The organism is Arthrobacter sp. sptzw42 (assembly GCF_059089685.1).
In genome coordinates this window covers 84,084-104,850 of the sequence record NZ_JBNHEX010000009.1, presented here as the reverse complement: position 1 = coordinate 104,850, position 20,767 = coordinate 84,084, and the positions used below count along the sequence as shown (strand labels likewise).

At 65.7% G+C, this 20,767-nt stretch carries 20 protein-coding genes and 1 pseudogene; 10 read left to right on the top strand and 11 right to left on the bottom strand.

The genetic code is table 11. From position 1 onward, the window contains the following. Positions 1-7 precede the first annotated feature (7 nt). Complete coding sequence (locus AC5RT4_RS12585; RefSeq protein WP_494105949.1) at positions 8-1,402, top strand: MFS transporter; 1,395 nt, start codon at positions 8-10, stop codon at positions 1,400-1,402. 229 nt (positions 1,403-1,631) lie between these two features. Here the strand turns inward: AC5RT4_RS12585 and AC5RT4_RS12580 are convergent, their stop codons facing one another. Next, on the bottom strand, positions 1,632-2,489 hold the full coding sequence (locus AC5RT4_RS12580; RefSeq protein ID WP_494040676.1) for a hydroxymethylpyrimidine/phosphomethylpyrimidine kinase: 858 nt from the start codon (positions 2,487-2,489) through the stop codon (positions 1,632-1,634). 160 nt (positions 2,490-2,649) lie between these two features. Between AC5RT4_RS12580 and AC5RT4_RS12575 the strand changes: the two genes are divergently transcribed. Continuing rightward, on the top strand, positions 2,650-3,384 hold the full coding sequence (locus AC5RT4_RS12575) for a queuosine precursor transporter (RefSeq protein ID WP_494105948.1): 735 nt from the start codon (positions 2,650-2,652) through the stop codon (positions 3,382-3,384). A 115-nt stretch (positions 3,385-3,499) separates the two neighbouring features. Here the strand turns inward: AC5RT4_RS12575 and AC5RT4_RS12570 are convergent, their stop codons facing one another. From AC5RT4_RS12570 to AC5RT4_RS12545, 6 genes are all read right to left on the bottom strand, one after another. Further along, a complete protein-coding gene (locus AC5RT4_RS12570; protein ID WP_494105947.1) occupies positions 3,500-4,435 on the bottom strand; it encodes a type IV toxin-antitoxin system AbiEi family antitoxin domain-containing protein in 936 nt (311 codons plus the stop codon). A gap of 196 nt (positions 4,436-4,631) precedes the next feature. After that, entirely contained in the window at positions 4,632-5,987 is a 1,356-nt protein-coding gene (gene tgt / locus AC5RT4_RS12565; protein ID WP_494105946.1) for a tRNA guanosine(34) transglycosylase Tgt, read from the bottom strand. Positions 5,988-6,019: 32 nt separating this feature from the next. Beyond that, positions 6,020-6,745, bottom strand: coding sequence for an SRPBCC family protein (locus AC5RT4_RS12560; RefSeq protein ID WP_494105945.1), 726 nt, complete (start codon positions 6,743-6,745; stop codon positions 6,020-6,022). 48 nt (positions 6,746-6,793) lie between these two features. Continuing rightward, a complete protein-coding gene (locus AC5RT4_RS12555; RefSeq protein WP_494105944.1) occupies positions 6,794-7,798 on the bottom strand; it encodes a DUF6707 family protein in 1,005 nt (334 codons plus the stop codon). Between the two features lie 87 nt (positions 7,799-7,885). Next, positions 7,886-8,425: an NUDIX hydrolase family protein gene (locus AC5RT4_RS12550; RefSeq protein WP_494040682.1), complete on the bottom strand. Its 540-nt coding sequence runs from the start codon at positions 8,423-8,425 to the stop codon at positions 7,886-7,888. Between the two features lie 9 nt (positions 8,426-8,434). Beyond that, positions 8,435-9,169 (bottom strand): VOC family protein, encoded by a 735-nt coding sequence (locus AC5RT4_RS12545; RefSeq protein WP_494105943.1) that lies wholly within the window; start codon positions 9,167-9,169, stop codon positions 8,435-8,437. 104 nt (positions 9,170-9,273) lie between these two features. On the opposite strand from AC5RT4_RS12545, the gene AC5RT4_RS12540 reads away from it, so the two are divergent. Beyond that, positions 9,274-9,876: a YdeI/OmpD-associated family protein gene (locus tag AC5RT4_RS12540; RefSeq protein ID WP_494105942.1), complete on the top strand. Its 603-nt coding sequence runs from the start codon at positions 9,274-9,276 to the stop codon at positions 9,874-9,876. Positions 9,877-9,882: 6 nt separating this feature from the next. On the opposite strand, the gene AC5RT4_RS12535 is transcribed toward AC5RT4_RS12540, so the two are convergent. Next, positions 9,883-11,088, bottom strand: a complete 1,206-nt coding sequence (locus AC5RT4_RS12535) for a glycoside hydrolase family 76 protein (protein WP_494105941.1) — start codon at positions 11,086-11,088, stop codon at positions 9,883-9,885. Positions 11,089-11,224: 136 nt separating this feature from the next. On the opposite strand from AC5RT4_RS12535, the gene AC5RT4_RS12530 reads away from it, so the two are divergent. Both AC5RT4_RS12530 and AC5RT4_RS12525 read left to right on the top strand, forming a co-directional pair. Next, positions 11,225-12,028 (top strand): SDR family NAD(P)-dependent oxidoreductase, encoded by an 804-nt coding sequence (locus AC5RT4_RS12530; protein ID WP_494105940.1) that lies wholly within the window; start codon positions 11,225-11,227, stop codon positions 12,026-12,028. Next, entirely contained in the window at positions 12,025-13,248 is a 1,224-nt protein-coding gene (locus tag AC5RT4_RS12525) for an acyl-CoA dehydrogenase family protein (protein ID WP_494105939.1), read from the top strand. The genes AC5RT4_RS12530 and AC5RT4_RS12525 overlap by 4 nt, the downstream gene beginning before the upstream one ends. Here AC5RT4_RS12525 and AC5RT4_RS12520 read toward each other — a convergent pair. Continuing rightward, on the bottom strand, positions 13,245-14,072 hold the full coding sequence (locus AC5RT4_RS12520; protein WP_494105938.1) for a DUF1684 domain-containing protein: 828 nt from the start codon (positions 14,070-14,072) through the stop codon (positions 13,245-13,247). The two genes, AC5RT4_RS12525 and AC5RT4_RS12520, sit on opposite strands and share 4 nt — an antisense overlap. Before the next feature lie 171 nt (positions 14,073-14,243). On the opposite strand from AC5RT4_RS12520, the gene AC5RT4_RS12515 reads away from it, so the two are divergent. The 3 genes from AC5RT4_RS12515 to AC5RT4_RS12505 all read left to right on the top strand — a co-directional run bounded on the left by AC5RT4_RS12515 (position 14,244) and on the right by AC5RT4_RS12505 (position 18,059). Continuing rightward, on the top strand, positions 14,244-14,726 hold the full coding sequence (locus AC5RT4_RS12515; protein WP_494105937.1) for a hypothetical protein: 483 nt from the start codon (positions 14,244-14,246) through the stop codon (positions 14,724-14,726). A 98-nt stretch (positions 14,727-14,824) separates the two neighbouring features. Continuing rightward, on the top strand, positions 14,825-17,635 hold the full coding sequence (ppc, locus tag AC5RT4_RS12510; protein WP_494040690.1) for a phosphoenolpyruvate carboxylase: 2,811 nt from the start codon (positions 14,825-14,827) through the stop codon (positions 17,633-17,635). 109 nt (positions 17,636-17,744) lie between these two features. Then, positions 17,745-18,059 carry a hypothetical protein gene (locus tag AC5RT4_RS12505; protein WP_494105936.1) on the top strand — a complete coding sequence of 105 codons (315 nt, stop codon included), beginning with the start codon at positions 17,745-17,747 and terminating at the stop codon, positions 18,057-18,059. Here the strand turns inward: AC5RT4_RS12505 and AC5RT4_RS12500 are convergent. Further along, positions 18,056-18,676, bottom strand: a complete 621-nt coding sequence (locus AC5RT4_RS12500; RefSeq protein ID WP_494040692.1) for a DedA family protein — start codon at positions 18,674-18,676, stop codon at positions 18,056-18,058. The genes AC5RT4_RS12505 and AC5RT4_RS12500 overlap by 4 nt on opposite strands. An 87-nt stretch (positions 18,677-18,763) precedes the next feature. Beyond that, positions 18,764-19,717 carry an RluA family pseudouridine synthase gene (locus AC5RT4_RS12495; RefSeq protein WP_494105986.1) on the bottom strand — a complete coding sequence of 318 codons (954 nt, stop codon included), beginning with the start codon at positions 19,715-19,717 and terminating at the stop codon, positions 18,764-18,766. Positions 19,718-19,731: 14 nt separating this feature from the next. Between AC5RT4_RS12495 and AC5RT4_RS12490 the strand changes: the two are divergent. Further along, positions 19,732-19,821 (top strand): annotated as a pseudogene (locus tag AC5RT4_RS12490) (SRPBCC family protein); the annotation flags it as partial. 247 nt (positions 19,822-20,068) lie between these two features. Continuing rightward, positions 20,069-20,728: a membrane protein YczE gene (gene yczE / locus AC5RT4_RS12485; RefSeq protein ID WP_494105935.1), complete on the top strand. Its 660-nt coding sequence runs from the start codon at positions 20,069-20,071 to the stop codon at positions 20,726-20,728. Positions 20,729-20,767 lie beyond the last annotated feature (39 nt).

The window sequence follows — 20,767 nt, the reverse complement described above, 5'->3', positions numbered from 1 at the left end:
TACAGCGATGAGCACCCAGCAGACAGCAGCAACAGGCGAGGCCGCCCAGACGCGCCGGGCAGTGAGCAACATCCTCAAGGGGTCGGCCGGCAACCTCGTCGAGTGGTATGACCTGTACGTCTATACGGTCTTTGCCGCCTATTTCCAGTCCCACTTTTTCAACTCCAAGGATGACCTCCAGGCAGGGCTGGAGGCGATGGCGGTCTTCTCCACGTCGTTCCTGATGCGGCCGATCGGAGCCTGGTTCTTCGGCCGTTACGCCGACCGCAAGGGACGTAAGGCGGCACTGACGCTGAGCGTCACCCTGATGTCCGCCGGTTCCTTCGCCATCGCGATCCTGCCCACCACCCAGCAGGTGGGTGTCTGGGCGCTGGTCCTGCTCATCCTGATCCGCCTGGTCCAGGGTTTCTCGGTGGGCGGCGAGTACGGCACCAGCGCCACCTACATGTCCGAGGCCGCAACGTCCAGGCGCCGCGGCTTCTTCTCCAGCTTCCAGTACGTCACCCTGATCGGCGGCCAGATGCTGGCCCTGCTGGTCCTGGTGATCCTGCAGAACGTCATGCCCAAGGAGGACCTCACGGAGTGGGGATGGCGGATTCCCTTCGCACTGGGCGGCGTCGCAGCGCTTGTGGTTCTCTGGCTGCGGCGATCCATGGAGGAAACCGTTTCGGCAGAGCAGGTACATGCCGCAAAGACGCCGGCCGCAGCAGGAGTTGCCCAGCCCGGCACCATGAAGCTGCTGTTCACGCAGTACTGGAAGCCGCTGCTGATCTGCGTTGGCGTAACCCTCGGCGGCACGGTGGCGTTTTACACCTACACCAACTTCATCCTGAAGTTCATGAACGATACCTCGGGCATCGCCAAGACCGACACCTCCGTGATCAACTTCTGGGCGCTGTTCATCTTTATGCTCCTGCAGCCGGTTTACGGCATGGTGTCGGACAAGGTGGGCCGCAAGCCGCTGCTCCTCTGGTTCGGTATCACCGGGGTGCTGTTCACCTGGCCGCTGCTCTCCACGCTGTCCAACACCAAGGATCCGTTCACCGCGTTCCTGCTGATGCTGGGCGGCCTGCTGATCGTGGGCGGGTACACCTCCATCAACGCCCTTGTGAAAGCTGAACTGTTCCCCGCCTCCATCCGTGCCCTCGGCGTCGGCCTCGGTTACGCGATCGCCAACTCACTGTTCGGCGGGACGGTTCCGCTCATCGGAGCCGCCTTCCAGAAGGCAGAGCGCGTGGACCTGTTCTTCACCTACGTCACTGTGGCCATTGCCATCTCGCTGCTGGTGTACATCTTCGCGCTGAAGAACAAGAAGGCAACCCACCTGGACCACGAGCAGGGCCACGCCTGGGTGCAGGCCCGCAAGGACGGCGACAAGGACAAGGACCTGCTGGGCGTCTGACGTCCGGGGCCAGAAACAAAGGAAGTTCGACGGCGGGTGCCCACCCGCCGTCGAACCCTCACCCCATCAGGACGCTCTCTCAGATCCTGCAGCAAAAACCCGCATGCTCTATCACTTTTCTTACGAAAGTGAGAGAGCATGCGGGTTTTTCCTGCATCAAGTGAGAGAGCGTGCTGGGGCGAAGGTCTCTGTAAGCCGACCCCGCGAGCCGTGTGAAGGCCCGGGGTAGCTAGCGCGTGCCGCCCTGCCAGAGGGCGTCGAAGGGAGCTCCGGAGGCAACCCGGTTGCGGATCCCGGCGGTCACAAAGGCCTTGGCCGCCCGGGCTGCTTCCAGCGGCGTGGCCCCCTTGGCCAGTTCCGCCGTCACCGCTGCCGCCAGCGAGCAGCCGGCGCCGGACACCGCCACCTCGCCCACTTTCGGTTCGCTGAGCACTTCAAGGGTCCTGCCGTCGTAGTAGACGTCGACGGCGTCCGGGCCGGCCAGCCGCACCCCGCCCTTGGCCAGTACCACCGCGCCGCTGAGTTCATGGATGCGGATGGCCGCGGCTTTCAGGGACTCCACGTCCGTGATCTGCAGCCCGGACAGGGATTCGGCTTCGAAGTGGTTGGGCGTGACAAACGTTGCCAGGGGGAGGATCTGCGCCTTCAGTGCCTGGTCCGTGTCCAGTGCGTGCCCGGGCTCCTGGCCCTTGCAGATGAGTACGGGGTCCAGGACCACGTTGCGGAACTGCCCGGCCTCCAGCGCGCCTGCCACCGTGCTGATGGTCGCGGGGCTGCCCAGCATGCCGATCTTCACCGTGTCGAGCACGGACGGGGCGCCCGACGACGGGCCGTACGCCGCCGTCGTCGCCTCCAGTTGGTCGGCGATCACCTGCTGGTCAACCGGCACGAAGCGGTGGTTCCAGCTGTCCTCGGGGTTGAAGGACACGATGCAGGTCAGGTTCGCGATGCCAAAGACGCCGAGCTCCTGGAAGGTCTTCAGGTCGGCCTGGGCGCCGGCCCCGCCGGTGGCTTCGGAACCTGCGATCGTCAGGACGACGGCGGGAGCGGCAGCGGGGGACTGGACGTCGGTGGGGACAGAAGTCATGGCTCTATCCTGCCATCCGGCGTCGGCCGCCCGCCTTGTGTGCCTGAACAGCGCGCCGAAAGGGACCCCGTTCAGTGGGACAATTGGGCGGACAGTGCTACTACAGCCGGCAGCCCCGTTATACCGGGCCCCGAGCGAACCACTACGAAACGGACTCCCCATGCCTTCAGCACCCGGCCAAAACGCCCTGCCGCAAACAACGCCGTCCGGCCGCGGCGCCAAATTTGCCTCCATTGGTTCACCGTACTTCGGGATCATGCTGGCGTTCATGGCGGTGGTGTTGATTCTGTCCAACATTGGCGCGTCCAAGGGCGTGGCGATCGGCCCTATCATCACCGACGGGGGTTTCTTCCTTTTCCCGCTGGCCTACATCCTGGGCGACGTGATCAGCGAGGTCTATGGCTTCAAGGTGGCCCGCAAGGCTATCTTCACCACATTCGCGTTGTCCGTCTTTGCGTCGCTCAGCTACTGGGTGATCATCGCCCTGCCTGGCTTCGACGACGAGTTCGGAACATCCAAGCAGGCCGCCCTGGAAGGCGCCCTGGGCCCGGTACCGCAGATTGTGCTGGCGTCGCTGCTGGCGTTCCTCGCGGGGCAGACCATCAACTCGTGGATCCTGGTGCGGATGAAGGCGCGTTCCGGGGAGAATTCCCTCTGGGCACGGCTGATGGGTTCGTCAGGGGCCGGCGAGTTCGTGGACACCCTGATTTTCTGCAGCATCGCCGCATCCGTCATCGGCATCACCGACTTCGCGACCTTCGTCAACTACGTTGTGGTGGGCTTTGTCTACAAAACCCTCGTCGAGTTCATCCTGGTGCCTGTCACGTCGCTGGTCATCGGGTGGATCAAGAAGCGGGAGCCGAGCTACGGTGCTGTTCCCGAGCCTGCGGCCTGACCTTCCGCGCCAGCCCGCCTCCGCTGCCCGTTTCGACGGTTCCCCGCACATTCGACGTCCGGGACCGTCTTACGTGCAGGGAACCGTCGAAACGGCCGCGCCTGCAGCCCGGTGCTCACCGCGCGGAGCCCTGGGCCAACGCCCGGAGCACGCGGTACTTGAACTCCGCTTCGTTGAACAGGTCCTTCCACTCGACGCGGAGAAAGGTCCAGCCATCCTCCATCAGCGCCTTCTCACGCCGGCGTTCGTCGAACAGAACATCGTTGGTGGGCCGATAGTCGAAGTACTTGGACTTGCCGTCAAACTCAAGGGCAACCTTCCGGTCCGGCCAGGCGAAGTCCAGCCGGTGCCGTCCGAGGTGGGTGTGGACTTCGTACTGCAGATCCGGCGCCGGGATCCTCAGCCTGTGGATCAGTTCCCGGGTAAGGCTCTCGCCGGCTGACTCGGAACGCGGGTCCGCCAGTTCGAGGGCCCGGCGCAGCGCCACGACTCCGTTGCGGCCGGCCAGCGCGGCGCAATGACTCCTTAGGAGGGAGAGGTCAGCGCCAAGCCTGGCAGCGTGATCTACCAGGATTACGGACTGCCGCAGATTGAGCATCAGGCAGCAGTCCACCACCGTGCGCTCCAAGGACGTACACGGCAGGCCTTCCACAAACGAAATGTCCCGGCTGACAAGACTCCTTGTGTGTGCAACTACGCCGCGTCCGTGCGAGATGCTGGACGGGCGGCCCGACTGGGTGACGTGCACCAGGTCATTGACGTCCCACAGGTGAAGCCGCCGCAAGCTCGCACCCGAGGTGTGGCTGTAGACGAAGCCGCCTGCCGACGTCGTTCTGGTTCCATGTGCGTGCGCATGGATGAACTGACGACGGCGCCCGGCGGCTTGTAACCCCGCCCACCAGGCGCCGCGTGCGTAGCAACCCCGCCGCACCCGGACCAGAATTCCTTGCCGGACCAGTGCCGAGATGGCCCGCGAATTCAGGCCCAGTTCGAGGAGTTCGTCTGTCCGCCAAAGATTTGTCGAAGGAGGAAGCGCAGCAAAATCGGTCATGCTTCCACCATGGCGGCGCCGACTTCCACACCCAACGCCGGACGAGGCTATGTGGACAAGCCCGTTTCGACGGTTCCCCGCATAAGCGGTGATGCGGAACGTCGAGGGCGCAGGGAACCGTCGAAACGGCCGCCAGTCCGGCCGCTCCAGCAGTTCCGGCGGCGACGGCGGCAGCCGGAGCGAGACGCCATGGCGCTCAGGAGTAGTACTGCCCCAGCGTCTCGGCCTTGAAGTCGAAGAAAGTGCCGGATTCGATGGCCAGGCGGGCGTCGTCCACCATTTTCACCACGAACCGCTCGTTGTGGATCGAGATCAGGGTGGCGGACAGCATTTCCTTGCCCTTGAACAGGTGGTGGATGTACGCCCGTGAGTAATGCGTGCAGGTGTAGCAGTCGCAGCCGTCCTGTAGGGGGCCGAAGTCACGCTTGTATTTTGCCCCGGACAGGTTGAACCGGCCCTGGGGTGTGTAGAACGCCGAGTTCCGGGCCACCCGGGTGGGGGAGACGCAGTCGAACGTGTCGGCCCCATTCTCAATTGCCGTGAAAATATCGTCCGGCTCCGAGATGCCCAGCAGGTGGCGCGGCTTGTCCTCCGGCAGTTCCTCGTTGCACCAGCGCACAATCGTTCCCAGGTTCTCCTTCTCCAAGGCCCCGCCGATGCCGAAGCCGTCGAACGGCATGGCGCCCAGGTCACGGCACGCCTTCCGGCGGAGGTCCTCATACTGGGCGCCCTGAATCACGCCGAACAGGGCCTGGTACGGTTTCCCCGCCCGGGACGACGTGAGCCGGAAGTGCTCCGCAATGCAGCGCAGTGCCCACAGCCGGGTGCGCTCCAGTGACTCTTCCTGGTAGCCGCGCGAGTTCTGCAAGGTAGTGAGCTCGTCGAAGGCGAACATGATGTCCGCGCCGATCTTGTGCTGCACCTGCATCGAGATTTCGGGGGAGAAACGGTGCCGGTCTCCGTTCAGGTGCGATTTGAACCAGACCCCGTCGTCGTCAATGTGGGCAAGGCGCTCCTTGCCGGGGGCAACGGCATCGTCAGGTCCGGACGCGTCCACAGATTTCATGTCGATGACCTTCTTGAAACCCGAGCCGAGGCTCATGACCTGGAACCCGCCCGAGTCCGTGAACGTGGGCCCGGGCCAGTTCATGAACGCACCAAGGCCGCCTGCCTCGTCCAGAATGTCCGCTCCCGGCTGCAGGTAGAGGTGGTAGGCGTTGGCCAGCAGCGCCTGGGCCCCGAGGTCCGCCATGGACTCGGGGAGCACAGCCTTAACCGTGGCTTTGGTCCCGACGGCGATGAACGCCGGGGTCTGTATCTCCCCGTGGGGTGTGGTGATGGTGCCGGTGCGTCCCAGGAACTGACCCACGTTCGAAGCTACCTGGGCAGCGGACGGCGGACAGGTTTCGGCAAGGCGGGTGCCAACCCGGAACCCGAACTCGGACTTCCGGGCCGACGCGCCCCGCGCCGCTTCATCAGGAAACGCGGGCTCGAAGCCGGGGTCTGCCGGGGCGGCGGAAGGGGAAGGACCGGAAGCAGGGTTGGCTGGCACCGTACCAGTGTGCCAGCAATCGCGCAGGCCGCTCAGCTCACGGGTTCTGATGTGGGGTAGTTCTCAGCCCGCCACGAATCCCAGGAGGTGCGGACTGCATCAAGCCTGGCGGCACCCAGGCCGTACGTGGAAGCGATCACCAGGGACCCGCCGTCGGGCCTGACGTCTTCGATGGCAAGCTGGTTCGCCACCACAAGGAGTCCGTCACCATGGTCAGCATAGCTGTGGACCGTCAGTCCCACCTGGTGGTTGGTCCGGTACCAGACCTTTCCGGAGATCTCCTCGCCGGTGGCCAAGGTCAGCTGGTAGTTCTCACCCCGGGAGGGGAGATCGGCCAAACCGAGTTTTTCAATTCCTGAGCCTGGCCCGCCCGGTACCTGCAGGAACAACGTGCGGCGCTTGCCGTGCGGGTGCCGTTCAAGTGCGAACCGGAGCTGCTGCAGGAACGTAAGCCAGCCCTGGGTGATGTCCTCGTCCCAGGCCGCCCACTCAGAGTTGTGGTCCACGGCAGCCCGGGTCACACTCACCAGGGTTCCCTGGGGGACAGGCCTCAGCTCGAAGACGTCCCCGCCGTGGACTGTCAGGCTGGTATGGTCCGGGGCCTCCTCCACGTCCGCGGAGAAGTATATTTCCTTGATCTCGGCGTCCAGGTCCTCGGCTTGCCAGCCGTGCCATTCGGCGACTTTGGACGGTTCGCGCAGCATTGTCCAGACCTGCGGCGCGTCAGCATTGATCACCACGCTCAGATTGTTAGTCATAGCCCCGAATGTACAACTCCGGCCGGACCCCGGGTAGGGGGAATTTCCTTAGGAGCGGACAGCCTCAAGTTCGTTGCTGATGCGGCGCTCCAGTTCCCCGGTGCCGATGGTTTCCGAACCTCCGTGCGCCCGGAGGAACAGCAGGGATTCGAGCCGCAGAAGGCGCCATTCCCGTTCGGCGTCATGGTTGGAGTTGTCGATTGACCGGAAAATTTCCTTGTCGTACAGGTTGGGTTCGTTGAGCGAGCGCTGCCGGACCTTGGCGGCCATCCTCGCCTTGAACGGATCGGTCTCCTGGTTTTCGGGTGTGCGGATCAGCCGCTCGTAAACTTCGGCCCGCTCCTTCTGGCCGTCCTGCCGGCAGATGTAGCTGGACAGCGCCAGGGACGCCTCCACGGAGGCCCACCGGCCGGGGTTCCCGTCGTAGGGCAGGACGTTCAGCAGGTCCGCGACGGCCAGCGCGCCGTCCGCGTCCTTGAGGGTAATGAAGAGTTCATGGGCCAGGTCGCTGAGGTCCTTGAGGCAGCTGCCCGACTTGAAGTTCACGCCTTTGGCGAGCCGGTCGGCCAGCAGCAGCACGCCCGTCGCGTCCGGGTGGGCTTCCGCTGCAGTTTCCACCACAGATTCCGGTGTGCCTTCCGGAGCCGGGATCAGCGCGAGTTCCTCCTCGCCCGGACCGCTTGCAGCGGGAGGAACCGGGGGCAGGGGCGGTACGACGACGGCGGGAGCTGCTGCTGCCGCGGCGGGTGTTTCGCCGGGCTGCTCCTGCGCGGCCTCCTCGGAAGGCGCCGCCTCTGCTGGCTGCGGAAGCTGCGCCACGGCGCCGGCCCCTCCGTCGGTGACAGTCACGGTGGTGCCGACGGCGATGCGAAGTGTCCCGCCGCCGGAAAGGCTGGCAAGTACCAGGGCGGGTGCGCCGAAATCGTCCGTTTCCAGCTCCACCTGATGGATCTCCGCTGTCCGTTCGCCGTCGGGCAGGAGGATACAGCTGCCGGTGGTCAGGGTCCCAGCCTGCTGTTCACGATGGTGCCGGGCGGCTGGTGTTTCGGTCATGGGAGTCCTTAAGTTCTCTTGCGGTCCGCCCTACAGTCTACAAAGGAGGGGGCCCGAAGTCGGGGACGCCGGGTGCCGCCGAGGGTGTCAGAACCCCACACCCGCGAAGGCAAGGGCCTGCCGGATGAGGCCGCCCCGCCCGCCGCTGAACTCCACCTGGACGCCGGGACTGAGAACTTCGGCGGGGGTCATCCAGGTGAGTTCAAGGGCATCCTGGCGTGGCTCGCACTCGCCGGTCACGGGGATGACGTAGGCCAGGGACACGGCGTGTTGGCGCTCGTCCGTGAAGCCTGTCTGGGAGGGAGCGGGAAAGTACTCCGCCACGGTGAAGGGGACCGGGCTGATGGGCAGCTGCGGGAACGCCAGCGGGCCGAGGTCCTTTTCCATGTGCCGGAGAAGGGCTGCGCGGATGGTCTCGCGGTAGATGACGCGGCCGGAAACGAGGGAACGGACCATGGTGCCGTCCTCGTCAGCCTGGAGGAGGGTACCCACCTCATTGACGAACCCCAGCGGATCCAACCGGACGGGCACTGCCTCCACGTAAACCATGGGCAGCCGCCCTCGCGCCTCAAAAAGGTCTTCTTCGGAGAGCCAGCCGGGATTCGGGTCAGGGGTGCGCACGTTCATGGTTAAGTTCTACCGCATGGGACGCCGCTCCGAGATCCATACCGTTGGCGGCACATGCGGCGCGCCGGGGCCGGCGTCCGGATTGGGGACGTGGAGGGTGCTGCCGAATGCCTCTTCGGTGATGCTGGCCTCCACGCCTGCGGAGGTGAGCCTTTCCCGCAGAGGTTCGAGGCCGCCGTCGTACTCAAAGCCCAGCCCTGAGCGTGGAGTTCCGGACGCCGGCCGCACCAGGAGCACCCCGCCGTTCTTGGCGGTGAAGTCGGCAGTTTCGTCAGCGTCCGGCACAGGGCGGGGGCGGGCACCGACGTGGCGCAGTGTGGCGGATGCCGAGGCAGTGTCCTCCGTCAGCCAAACCCCGACGACGGCGAGGGCCGGGTCAGCGCCGGTGTCCTGGACGTTTTGGGCGGCTTTGTCAGCAAGGAAACTGAAACCGTCCGGCGCGGTAATCCTGCAGGCTTCGCCGCGGTCCGCCATGACCAGCCCGGCAGGCGTGGTTCCGTCATCCTGGGCGGCGAGGTTCGTCCGGCGGGCGAACTCAGCCAGGTCTCCGACTTCCACCGCCAACGCTGTGGTTCCGTCCTCTGCCGCTCCTTCCGGTACTTCCTTGAGGGCAAGGCGGCCCGAGCCGGCGTCGAAGACGCGGAACCCGCCGTCGCCCTCGCTCAAGACCAGGCCCAGGGCGGTCAGGAGGCGGTCCCAGGCTTCGATGTTGGAGGTGAAGTGGAGGGGGCGGACACGCAGCATGGCTTCTCCTGTGCATGGTGATGGGACTTTGGTGCCATCCTGCCACGAGGTCCGCCGGGTGCCGCCTCGCTTGTGCTGCCGGAGCGCAGGAGCAGAATAGGGCCATGGCTGTTGAACTCGAGGAACTGCTGGTTCCGGATGCTGCCGCCTGGCGCCGTTGGCTGGAGCAAAACCACAAAACCAGCCCCGGTGTATGGCTCGTCCTGCATAAAAAGGGCGGGCAGGTGACCCGCCTGGACTACGCGGCAGCGCTGGACGAGGCCCTGTGTTTTGGCTGGATTGACGGTCAGGCCAAACGGCGGGACGGTGAAAGTTCCTTCCAGCGGATGACGCCCCGCGGACCCAGGAGCCCGTGGTCGGCAAGGAACGTCACGTATGTGGCCCGGCTGGAGGCCGATGGCCGGATGACGGACGCGGGACGGGCGGCGGTGAACGCAGCGAAGGAAGACGGCCGGTGGGACAAGGCCTACGAAGGACAGGCAACCGCCGAAGTCCCGGCGGACCTGGCAGCGGCAATAGCCGCCGTTCCTGCCGCCCAGGCCATGTTCGATGTCCTCACCAGGACCAACCGGTTCGCCCTGATTTACCGGACGAACTCGGTGAAGCAGGCCGCCACCCGGGAGCGGAAGATTGCCGGGTTTGTGGAGATGCTGGCCCGCGGTGAGGCGCCGTACCCGCAGAAGAAGCGTCCGCCGGTGCAGCAGTAGCAGTCATCAGGTGATGGAAGCGGCGGCCTCGATGGCCATCCAGGCCTGCAGCTGTGTGGAAAGGTCCACGCTGGTTCCAGGCGGGTAGGTGGCGTCCGCCGGGCAGGCCGCATGCGTGGAGAAAACGGGCCGTTCGTGCTGACCATTGCGGATGCGGCCATCGCCCGGGCCGGCAGGACGCCTGCCGTCCCAAAAAGCGCCGGCGGTGTTTAACACCAGCCGTGCAGCGGTAGCCCGGGTCCGTTCAGGAAGCCGGGGGTCGACTGCGGCGAGGGCGAGGTAGCGGCAGAGGATCCCGGTGAAGAGGCCGCCGTCGCCCGTTCCCTCGCAGCGCAGGACCATCCGGGGAGCACCTGGGGTGTCCTGGTCGGCGGAGGCGCTTTGCTCCGGAACAGTCAGCAGCCGCTCCACGCCCTCGACCAGCGCTGTGGCCCGGGCAAGATTCGCTTCCCCGCCCAGTTCAAGCAGCGCGCCCAGGACCGGGCCCTGGTTGTAGGTGTAGAGCGCCCTGTCGACCACCACGTTCCCTTCCGGGCTGAGCCGGGCGCCGTCGAGGTACAGGCCCTGGTCCGGGTCGAAGAGGGCGGCGTCCAGCCAGTCCAGCAGGGACTGCGCCTTTGCCAGGTGGCCGGTGCGGGCATAGAAGAGAGCGATGGGTGCAGTGGCGGGCGTGTTCTTGAAGTCCCGCTTTTTGCTCCAAAAGGCACCTCCGCCCATGTCGCCGGTGCAGGCGGCGTCAAACTGCAGGGTGAGTGACGCGCGGATGCCGGCATAACGCTGCCCGGTCTCCTTTGCCAATTGGTCGAGCCGCAGGACGGCGAGGGCGAGCCAGGCCATGTCGTCGTAATAGTTGTTGACGAGGGTGAACGCGTTGCGCAGCCACATCCCGGTCACCAGCCTGGACGCCAACTGCCGGGCGGTGGTCCTGCCGGGGCCGTCGAACCGTGATGCCGGTGTTGCGCCGTTTTCCAGTTCCCGCCGGCCGGCATCCACCAGGCAGTCAACGTAGTGGGCCTGCCACCAGTAATGCCAGGGCCGGAGCAGGTGCCCCTTCAGGGAGTACCGCACGGCAGGGGCCGGCCATTTCACCGACCCGAGGTGTGTTCCCGGCAGGAAAAACAGCTTCCTGCCGAAAAGAGCGGTCACCGAACGGGCGGCCGCGTTGGCCCTTTCCTGCCAGTCAACGGGAGAAGAGGCGTCCGCGAAAGTCATGGCTTCCACCCTAGCCGGGTCCGGCGGCATGCCGGACGGTGGCCAGGTAGTGCAGATCGGCCGCAATTTCAGTTAACATGCACTAACTAATGCTTCGCGGTCACCTGCGGGAGCAGGCACGCATCGAGGAGGATGTATGGACGTTACCGGGAGTGTCGCGCTGGTTACCGGGGGCGCCTCGGGACTGGGGGCAGCTACCGCCCGCAGGTTGTTCGACGGCGGCGCAGCAGTGGTGCTACTGGATCTTCCGTCCTCCGCAGGCGCAGCTTTCGCGGAGGAGCTGAACAGCAGAACTGCGTCAGGAAACCCCCGACAGTCCGCCGTCTTTGTACCCGCGGATGTAACGAACGAAGCGGACGTCCAGGCTGCTGTCGACGCCGCGACGGCGCTTGGACCCTTGCGGATTGTGGTCAACTGCGCCGGCATCGCCACTCCGGGAAAGGTTTTGGGCCGGGAGGGGGTGCTTCCACTGGAGGCGTTCAACCGGGTTATTCAGGTAAACCTGGTGGGGACCTTCAATGTGCTCCGCCTCGCAGCAGCGGCAATGGTCACCACTGAGCCGGTCATTACAAAGCTGGGCGGACCCGAACGGGGCGTCATCATCAATACCGCTTCCGTTGCTGCCTTCGAAGGACAGATCGGCCAGCCCGCCTACGCGGCGTCCAAAGGTGCTGTAGCAGCCATGACCCTGCCCATTGCACGCGAGCTGGCGCGCTCGCTGGTGCGGGTGGTCACCATAGCTCCGGGAATCTTCGAAACGCCCATGATGGCGGGACTGCCGCAGGAAGCCCAGGACTCCCTGGGCGCCCAGGTGCCGCACCCCTCGCGGCTGGGAAAGCCCGAGGAATATGCCAGCCTCGCGGCGCACATCGTGGACAACGCCATGCTGAACGGTGAAACCATCCGGCTTGACGGCGCCATCCGGATGGGACCGAAATGACCAGCACTGCCCATCCCGCCGCTGGAACCGTATCCAGCCTGCCCCCGGCCGACTTCTTCGCCGTCGAATCCCTGCTGAACCAGGCCGAGCGGGAGAAGCTGGCCGAACTGCGTGAATTTCTGGCCGCGGAAATCGCTCCCTTCGCAGGAGAGTGGTGGAACAAGGCGGAGTTTCCGGCGCACATCCTGCCCAAACTGGCGGCCCTGCAGCTGAGCACTCCGGCGCAGCGCGGCTACAGCCACTTGTTCGCTGGGCTGGTGATCGCCGAAATGACGCGGGTGGACACCTCGATCGCCACCTTTTTCCTGGTCCATCACGACCTTTTTGTGGAGTCCCTGTACGCCTTCGGCAGCGAGGACCAGAGGCACCGGCTGCTGGACGACGCGTCGAACCTGCGCATTACCGGCGCCTTCGCCCTGACGGAACCGGGCCACGGCTCCGATGTCGCCGGTGGCATGGAGACGCGCGCCCGGAGGATCTCCTCCGCCACGGGAGAGCCGGATAAGGACGGGGACACCTGGGTGCTGAACGGGGCAAAACGGTGGATCGGCAACGGAACGTTCTGCGGCTACATGCTGGTGTGGGCCCGGGACGAGGCGGACGGAGCTGTGCGGGGGTTCATTGTGGACGCCACCTTGCCGGGCGTCAGCAGGTCCCGGATTGAAAACAAGATTGCCTTGCGGACCGTCCAGAACGCCGACATTGTCTTCGATAACGTCCGGGTGGCGGAAGCGGACCGCTTCGTTGCGGTCAACAGCTTCGAGGACACCAACGAACTCCTCCGGGGTTCGCGCATCATGGTCGCCTGGCAGGCTGTGGGCCAGCAGCTGGCGGCCTTCGACGTCGCGCGGGAGTACGCCGTCGAACGCCGGCAGTTCGGGCGCCCGCTCGCGCAGTTCCAGCTGGTCCAGCAGCAGCTCGTCACCATGCTCGGCAACGCCGTGGCGAGCATGGGGATGATGTCGGGGCTCGCAAGACTGCAGGACGAAGGGGCCGCTGACATGCCGCAGGTGGCCCTGGCCAAGTCCTATATCAGCGCCCGGATGCGGGAGACAGTGGCGCTGGGCCGGTCCATCCTGGGCGGCAACGGAATCGTCACTGACTACCGGATGGCGAAGATCTTCTCGGACGCGGAGGCCATCTACACCTACGAAGGGTCGTTCGAAATCAACAGCCTGATTGTGGGCCGTGCCGTCACGGGCGTGTCGGCGATTGTTTAGTCACCTGCGGGGTACGGCTGCATTTCGCCGGCCTCGATCCGGATGTCCAGCGAATTGTTCTTCACGGGCATGGGGCAGGTGCCGTAGCGGGTAAAGGCGCTGGGGTAGTTGATGGCCCGGTTGAAATCCAGGACAACTGACCCGTCCGGCCGGGGCCGCGGCAGGGCAAGCTTCCGCCAGTCATCGGTGGTGTCGCCGTTGGTTTCATCGTGGAACGTTACGGTCAGGGCCCCGAGTTTTTCCTCTTCCGCCTGCAGCCGGAATTCGTGCCCGCTGCCGTGAAGGCGGAATACCACCTCGCCCACCGTGCGGTGTATCCCGCCCACCAGCGGATTGGCCGTCGCGATGGGCACATCCACCGGCTCCGGGTACGCCTCGAACCTGCCGGCCACCTCCCAGCGGGGGTTGTACGGGTAGGTGGGGACGCCGTCGAATTCTGTGAAAACGGGCGACTTGGCGTCCCGGGTGCGGATGGCGTACCTGCCTCCGCGCCTGGCCAGCTCAACCACAACCTGCGTCCCGTCCCCGCCGCCGAACCCCACCCACATCAGGGACTCCTCGTCCGCGAGGGCGGCGGAAACCGTGCCATGGACGGGCTTGCCCGAGTCCACCAGAGACAGGCCGTCAGCCGGCGCGGCGGTGAGCGCCGCCGTCGTACCGTCCGTTGACCAGAGCCCGGGCGCGAGGTCGACGCCGGCGGGAGTCTCCTCCAGCCACTGGAAGGAGGTGAGGGTCAGCCAGCCGTGGGGGGCGGCGAGGGCCTTGTTCCGGTTGTCGCGGAAGCGCTGCCAGCGCTCCACCCTGGCCGCTGGAATGGTGCTCATGGTTCCCTTCCGAGGTTTCGTCTGCGCCGGCTACAACCGCGCAGCGCGGGTGTTCATTCCACGGCGACGCCGCCCGCCCTGTTGAATGGGTACGTGGACATTTTGGCAGGGGTAAGCAGTGAATCGCTCAGGGCGCTGACCTGGATCAGTGCAGCTGTCTTGGGAGCGGCCATGCTTCTGTGGCGGCGGCACCGCCCGGACCAGGCGCTGTTGGGGGCCGTCCTTGTATTTATGGCGGCCAGCACCGGCGCAGGCATCTACGTCCTCAACCACTGGAGCGACGGCCGCTGGGGCGGCGACGCGCAGTCCAGGCTCAGTCCGCCGCCGTTGTCCAGTGCGCCAGTCGTGGGTGACTTCCTGAAGCCCCTGGAAGCGGCCCTGGGCGGCATGGCCGACGGTGTCAACGACTTCATCGACTTCCGGGCGGCCCTGCCGGTGGCGCTGGACTTTTTTGCTGCAGCAGGATGGGCCTTGGCTGCCGCCGTTCCGGCAGGGCTGGTGGTCCTTGCGGTCAATGCCCGGGCTGCCAGGCGTCGGAAGGCCGCACTGGTTCGCTACAGGACCGAGCTGGAAAGGCTCCGCATGGAGCTGGAGGGCGTCAAACGCCACGTCGGTTACCCAACGAATGACATTTTCCGAGACGGATTCCCGTGACGTGCCGCACAGCGGGTAGCATCGTTAGCTAGTAACGTGGCTCACAGTATCCAGCGCAGTGTACGAGCCAAGCCCGAAACCCTCGAAAGACAGCTTCCATGGCTCACACTGCAGCACATTCTGAAACCGACCTTGCCTCCGAATTGAGGGCAGACGTCCGCCGCGTCTCCACCCTCTTGGGTGAATCCCTGGTCCGCCAGCACGGTCCCGAGCTCCTGGACCTCGTGGAGCAGGTCCGCCTCCTGACGAAGGAATCCAAGGAAGCTGCCCGCGGCGGCGCCGATGCCACCGGCCCGTGGAGCGCGCACGACGTCGTGGCCCAGGTCCGCGAGCTCCTCGGCTCCCTGCCCATCGAGCAGGCCACCGACCTTGTCCGGGCCTTTGCCTTCTACTTCCATCTCGCCAATGCCGCCGAACAGGTCCACCGCGTGCGCGGGCTGCGGACGCGGGCGGAAAAGGACGGCTGGCTCGCAAAGACCGTAACGGAAATCGTTGAGCAGGCCGGCCCCGGCGTGCTGCAGGAAGTAGTCAACGGGCTCGATGTCCGTCCCATCTTCACTGCCCACCCCACCGAGGCCTCACGCCGTTCAGTGCTGGACAAGATCCGCAAGCTCTCCGACGTGCTGTCCCAGCCCACCAGCGAGGGCACCGCGGCCCGCCGCCGCCAGGACCGGCAGCTCGCCGAAATCATCGACCAGATGTGGCAGACGGATGAACTCCGCCAGGTCCGGCCCACGCCGGTGGATGAAGCACGGAACGCCATCTACTACCTGGGCGGCATCCTCACCGACGCCATGCCCGAAATGCTCACCGAGCTCTCGGAACTGCTGGGCGAACACGGAGTCAGCCTCGCGTCCCAGGACGCCCCCATCCGTTTCGGTTCCTGGATTGGCGGTGACCGTGATGGTAACCCCAACGTCACCGCCGCCGTAACCAGGGAGATCCTGCAGATCCAGAACCAGCACGCAGTCCGGATCAGCATCGGCATGATGGACGAGCTGATTTCCATCCTCTCCAACTCCACCGCGCTTGCCGGCGCGGACAAGGCGCTGCTTGAATCCATCGACGCCGACCTCAAGAAGCTGCCGGGGCTGGACCGGCGGGTGCTGGAGCTCAACGCCCAGGAGCCCTACCGGCTGAAGCTCACCTGCATCAAGGCCAAGCTGATCAACACCGGCAAGAGGGTGGCTGCAAACTCGAACCACGAGCACGGCCGGGACTACAGCGGCACCGACGAACTCCTGGCGGACCTGGAACTGCTGGAACTCTCGCTCCGCAACCACTCGGCGTCGCTGGCTGCGGACGGCGCCCTTGCCCGGGTCCGCCGCGCCATCGCTTCCTTTGGCCTGCACCTGGCTACCCTGGACATCCGCGAACACGCCGACCACCACCATGACGCCGTGGGCCAGCTCATGGACCGGATCGGGGGGCCAGGGCTGCGCTATGCGGAACTGAGCCGCGGTGAACGGTTTGAGGTGCTGGGCTCCGAACTCGCCTCCCGGCGCCCGTTGTCCGGCCACCCGATCAAGCTCGACGGCGCCGCGGACGGAACGTACGACGTCTTCCGCGAAATCCGCCGCGCCCTGCGCATGTACGGCCCGGACGTCATCGAGACCTACATCATCTCCATGACCCGCGGAGCCGACGACGTCCTTGCCGCCGCGGTCCTGGCCCGTGAAGCCGGCCTGGTGAACCTCTTCGGTGAGAAGCCGTACGCCAAAATCGGGTTCGCGCCGCTGCTGGAAACCGTGGAGGAGCTGAGGGCATCCGCCGAGATCGTGGACCGGCTGCTGTCCGACCCCTCCTACCGTGAACTCGTGCGGCTGCGCGGGGATGTCCAGGAGATCATGCTGGGCTATTCGGACTCCAACAAGGAATCCGGCGTGATGACCAGCCAGTGGGAAATCCACAAGACCCAGCGCAAGCTGCGGGACGTTGCCGCCAAACACGGCGTGCGCGTGCGCCTGTTCCACGGCCGCGGCGGCTCCGTTGGCCGCGGCGGCGGGCCCACCTACGATGCCATCCTGGCCCAGCCCAACGGCGTCCTGGAAGGTGAAATCAAGTTCACCGAGCAAGGCGAAGTCATCTCGGACAAGTACTCGCTGCCCGAACTTGCCCGGGAAAACCTTGAGCTGTCCCTGGCGGCCGTGCTGCAGGGATCCGCACTGCACCGCGACCCGCGCACCTCCGCCGACCAGCGGGAACGGTACGGGCACGTGATGGAAACCATTTCCGATGCCGCTTTTGAACGGTACCGGAACCTGATCGACGACCCCGACCTGCCCGCCTACTTTCTGGCCTCCACCCCGGTGGAACAGCTGGGCTCGCTGAACATCGGCTCCCGCCCGTCGAAGCGTCCCGACTCCGGCGCGGGACTTGGCGGCCTGCGCGCCATCCCATGGGTGTTCGGCTGGACCCAGTCCCGGCAGATCGTCCCGGGCTGGTTCGGTGTCGGCTCCGGCCTGAAGGCTGCACGCGAGGCAGGGAACTCGGCACAGCTGGTGGAGATGTGGGAGAACTGGCACTTCTTCCGGTCCGTGCTGTCCAACGTGGAGATGACCCTGGCCAAGACTGACCTGGACATCGCCGGATACTACGTGTCCACGCTGGTCCCGGCCGAGCTGCACCACATTTTCAGGGCCATCCGCGAGGAGTACGAGCTCACGGTGGCCGAGGTCCAGAACCTGACAGGGGAGAACCTGCTCCTGGACGCCCAGCCCACGCTTAAGCGTTCCCTGGAGATCCGCGACCAGTACCTGGACCCCATCAGCTACCTGCAGGTGGAACTCCTGCGCCGCGTCCGCTCAGAGAGCGGAAGCATCAGCGGGGCCGAGATTGACGAACGCCTGCAGCGGGCCATGCTGATCACCGTCAACGGCGTGGCGGCCGGCCTGCGCAACACGGGCTAAGACGCTCTCTCACTTAACGGCGGTTTTCCCCGGACGCTCTCTCACCCGGGGTAAGAGCGTCCGGGGTTTTCCTGCGTGAAGTGAGAGAGCGTCTCGGTAGGGTTGGGGCATGCCTTCGTTCCAAACCCGCCTGAAAATCACCGGCCTGAAGCCTGGAAACCCGCCCGAAGCCGTTATGGATGCAGCGGTGGAGGCGCTGGAAACACGCCACCATGTGGAGTCGAACCAGCTGCAGATAGCCGGAGGGGTTCCGCAGCTGAACCTCCGGTTCCTTGTTGAGGCGGCGGAGTACAGCGGCGAGAACCATCAGGCGCTGGAATCGGCTGCCATGATGCGCGACGCCGTCGAACGCGTTGCGCTGACCGGTTCGCTGATGGTGCTGCGTCGCAGCCGCGGCCGCTGGTTCCCGGTCGGCAACGGCTAGGCCAGGGGAGGCTCCGGCTCCTCAACGGGGGATCTGCTGCCGCGGCGCCGGGTCACAATAACGCCCACGACGACGCCGATCACCAGTCCCAGCGCCACTCCGATCAGCGAGCTGGCCCAGAATGGCAGCCCGGTTGCTGAGCCGGTGAAGTAACCCAATCCCACCAGCCAGCAGGCCCAGAGCACTGCGCCGAGGCCCGCACACAGGCTGAAGCCGCGGACTGAGACGTTGGCGATCCCGGCAGTGGCGGACGTGGCGAGCCTTCCGCCCGGGATGAAACGGGCCCCGATAATGGCTCCGTATGTGGACGAACGGCCGGCCTTTGCGATGGCGTCGTGGATTCCGGAGTGCACGCGGCGGCCCCACTTCCAGCGGTCAAGGATGTGGCTCAGGCGCCTTCTGAACAACTGGAACACCACAACGTCGCCGAGCCATGAGGCCAGGGCGGACAAGGCCAGCACCAGCAGCACGTTGGCCCTGCCGTCAGCGGAAAGTGCCCCGCCGGTGATCACCACCATTTCGGACGGGACGGGCGGAAAGATGGCATCGCCCAGCACGATGGGGATGATCCAGAAATAGATGGCCGTCCCCCAGCTGTCAGCGTAGCTGTTGTCCATTGCCACAAGGTACCGCAGATAGGGACTGCAGGAACCGTCGGCTTGGAACGCCGTGACGGCCGGCCGCGCCATGGCAGCCGGAGCGCGTCAGCGGGAACCGGAACCGGCGGCCTCGCTGAGCTGCAGCCGGCTCCTGTACTCCACCGGCCGTCCGGAAATCGGGTCAACGAAACGGATGCCACGGGCCAGGAGCTGCAGCGGCCGGGCGTAGTCGTCCGGAGCCTTGTCCAGCAGTTCAGGGTAAAACGCGTCATGAACGATTCCCAGCCCCAGTGAGGCCATGTGCACCCGCAACTGGTGGGTTTTTCCCGTGTGGGGTTCGAGCCGGTACAGCGCCCGGCGCGGGGGAGTGCCGGGAGCGCCGCCGTCGAACACCTCCAGCCGCTCGATCCGGGTTTCTGCGTTGGGCTCGCCATCGACCACTTCGGCCAGCAGGTAGCTGCGGGACTTCGTCATGCGGTTGCGCACCACCACGGGAAATTCGACGGCGGGATACCCCTGGGCGGGTTCCGCGGCGGAGACACACTCGTAGCCTTTCCGGACCTGGCGCCTCTCAAACAGGACCTGGTACCTGCCCCGGGTTTCCGGATTGGTGGAGAGCAGCAGGACGCCGGCGGTCATGCGGTCCAGCCGGTGCATCGGGATCAGGTCCGGCAGGTCGAGTTGGTTCCGCAGGCGCACCAGGGCGGATTCCTGGATATATGTCCCGCCCGGCGTGGTGGGCAGGAAGTGCGGTTTGTCCACCACCAGCAGGTGCTCGTCCTGGTGCAGGATGTCCAGTTCCACGGGAATACGGGTTTCGGGCGGCAGCGTCCGGTAATACCAGATGAACGTGTGGTCCTGCAGTGGAGTGCCGCGGTGCAGCGGGACCCCGCCCTCGCCAACGATCTCGCCGGCGTCGAACCTGTCCTCGATGCCCTGAGGATCAATGTGGCCCCACCGGTGCATCATGTAGTCCATGGCCGTGTCCCACGGTCCCTCTTCCGGAAGGCGGAGGCGGGTTGCGTTGACGCCGTCGCGCACGGGGAGGGGGGATTGCATCACCGCACAATTCTATTACCGTCCACGACTTCGGCGGCGCCGGGGACTCCGAAACCACTGCCAAGGCGTGGGGCAACTTCCTGGAAAAGGTTTACGCGCAATAGGGACGATTGGCAGATGGACCTCATCCGGGAGGCTGGGTCAGGCTGCCCACCCCCCCTGCCGACGGCGTCCGAGCTGGTACCAATTCGCCAGGCAGCGGTTGGCTAGGTCCGCGAAGGCGTCAACGGCCGTCACGCAGTAGCAACTGGCACGGCGTCCTCGGACGGCCGAAGGAACATCCGGCTCCCGAGCCCGGAGGGTTATGACGAGGAGGTCAGCAAAGCGGTATTTTCTGCGAGAGTTGTATCCGTGCTTACCCGCAGACTCCTCCAGCTTTTCCTTGGCCTTGCCATGTACGGCATTTCCCTCGCCCTGTTTGTCAGGGCTGGACTGGGCCTGGACCCATGGGATGTTTTCCACCAAGGCGTAGCCGGCAGGACCGGGCTCAGCATTGGCGTGGTAATCATCATCGTCAGCTTCCTGGTACTGCTTCTGTGGCTTCCCCTGCAGCAGCGCCCCGGTTTCGGAACGCTCTGCAACGCCGTGCTGGTGGGTGTATTCGCCGACATCGGTCTTGCTCTGCTTCCTGCTGTCTCCCACCTGGGCGGCCGGATCGGCATGCTGGCCGGCGCGGTGCTGCTGAACGGGATCGCCTCAGCCTGCTATATCGGTGCCCGCTTCGGCCCCGGCGCCCGCGACGGGCTGATGACAGGACTGGCGCGGCGAACGGGCTGGTCCGTCAGGTTGTCCCGCACCCTCATTGAAGTGGTGGTCCTGGTGGTCGGCTGGATCCTGGGCGGCTCCGTGGGAGCGGGGACGGTTGTCTATGCCCTTGCTATCGGGCCGCTTGTCCAGTTGCTGCTCCCGGTGTTCATGGTGCCGGCAGCGCTCTCTGCAGAGGCCGGTTCCCATAAACGCAGCGACGACACAGCCGCCGCTGCGCCGGAACCGCCCGCCGGCAAGGGCTGACGCAGGGCTCCCGCAGCAGGGGCCGGTGCTCCTAAAGCA

What these genes read in the sequence shown, in the direction of transcription:
- AC5RT4_RS12505 (WP_494105936.1), top strand. Translation starts at nt 17,745, where the DNA reads ATGCCTTCGTTCCAAACCCGCCTGAAAATCACCGGCCTGAAGCCTGGA.
- AC5RT4_RS12530 (WP_494105940.1), top strand. Translation starts at nt 11,225, where the DNA reads ATGGACGTTACCGGGAGTGTCGCGCTGGTTACCGGGGGCGCCTCGGGA.
- AC5RT4_RS12560 (WP_494105945.1), bottom strand. Translation starts at nt 6,745, where the DNA reads ATGACTAACAATCTGAGCGTGGTGATCAATGCTGACGCGCCGCAGGTC.
- AC5RT4_RS12580 (WP_494040676.1), bottom strand. Translation starts at nt 2,489, where the DNA reads ATGACTTCTGTCCCCACCGACGTCCAGTCCCCCGCTGCCGCTCCCGCC.
- AC5RT4_RS12515 (WP_494105937.1), top strand. Translation starts at nt 14,244, where the DNA reads ATGCTTCTGTGGCGGCGGCACCGCCCGGACCAGGCGCTGTTGGGGGCC.
- AC5RT4_RS12525 (WP_494105939.1), top strand. Translation starts at nt 12,025, where the DNA reads ATGACCAGCACTGCCCATCCCGCCGCTGGAACCGTATCCAGCCTGCCC.
- AC5RT4_RS12535 (WP_494105941.1), bottom strand. Translation starts at nt 11,088, where the DNA reads ATGACTTTCGCGGACGCCTCTTCTCCCGTTGACTGGCAGGAAAGGGCC.
- ppc (WP_494040690.1), top strand. Translation starts at nt 14,825, where the DNA reads ATGGCTCACACTGCAGCACATTCTGAAACCGACCTTGCCTCCGAATTG.
- AC5RT4_RS12555 (WP_494105944.1), bottom strand. Translation starts at nt 7,798, where the DNA reads ATGACCGAAACACCAGCCGCCCGGCACCATCGTGAACAGCAGGCTGGG.
- AC5RT4_RS12500 (WP_494040692.1), bottom strand. Translation starts at nt 18,676, where the DNA reads ATGGACAACAGCTACGCTGACAGCTGGGGGACGGCCATCTATTTCTGG.
- AC5RT4_RS12585 (WP_494105949.1), top strand. Translation starts at nt 8, where the DNA reads ATGAGCACCCAGCAGACAGCAGCAACAGGCGAGGCCGCCCAGACGCGC.
- AC5RT4_RS12540 (WP_494105942.1), top strand. Translation starts at nt 9,274, where the DNA reads ATGGCTGTTGAACTCGAGGAACTGCTGGTTCCGGATGCTGCCGCCTGG.
- AC5RT4_RS12520 (WP_494105938.1), bottom strand. Translation starts at nt 14,072, where the DNA reads ATGAGCACCATTCCAGCGGCCAGGGTGGAGCGCTGGCAGCGCTTCCGC.
- AC5RT4_RS12570 (WP_494105947.1), bottom strand. Translation starts at nt 4,435, where the DNA reads ATGACCGATTTTGCTGCGCTTCCTCCTTCGACAAATCTTTGGCGGACA.
- AC5RT4_RS12545 (WP_494105943.1), bottom strand. Translation starts at nt 9,169, where the DNA reads ATGCTGCGTGTCCGCCCCCTCCACTTCACCTCCAACATCGAAGCCTGG.
- AC5RT4_RS12495 (WP_494105986.1), bottom strand. Translation starts at nt 19,717, where the DNA reads ATGCAATCCCCCCTCCCCGTGCGCGACGGCGTCAACGCAACCCGCCTC.
- AC5RT4_RS12575 (WP_494105948.1), top strand. Translation starts at nt 2,650, where the DNA reads ATGCCTTCAGCACCCGGCCAAAACGCCCTGCCGCAAACAACGCCGTCC.
- AC5RT4_RS12550 (WP_494040682.1), bottom strand. Translation starts at nt 8,425, where the DNA reads ATGAACGTGCGCACCCCTGACCCGAATCCCGGCTGGCTCTCCGAAGAA.